Here is a 276-nt window from a genome sequence, read left to right as displayed (position 1 = left end):
TCAACGCCGTCGCCGCACGCTATCAGGAGCTGTTCGAGGAGGCGGCGCCGCTTTCGACCGAGCTCGGCAATCTCGTCTTTACGGGCGGCGAGGACGATCCGGGCACGCTTGAGACCTTGTCGCAGCTCGGCTTCCGCCAGCCGGCGAACGTGACGGAGACGGTGCGTGCCTGGCATTTCGGCCGCTATCAGGCGACGCGGTCCACCACCGCCCGCGAGAGACTGACGGAATTTACGCCGGCTCTTCTGGCTGCCCTTGCCGAGACGCCGGACCCGG

Annotated in this window: 1 protein-coding gene; it reads left to right on the top strand. The window is 67.8% G+C overall.

Annotated elements, in window-relative coordinates; translation table 11 throughout:
• Nucleotides 1-276: hypothetical protein (locus tag CH341_RS32475; RefSeq protein WP_146604768.1), on the top strand; the 276-nt coding region annotated here is incomplete at both ends.

It is taken from the genome of Rhodoplanes roseus (assembly GCF_003258865.1).
Lineage (GTDB): Bacteria > Pseudomonadota > Alphaproteobacteria > Rhizobiales > Xanthobacteraceae > Rhodoplanes > Rhodoplanes roseus.
Note: the sequence above shows the minus strand (reverse complement) of the source record. Positions and strands in the feature narration are given on the sequence as shown.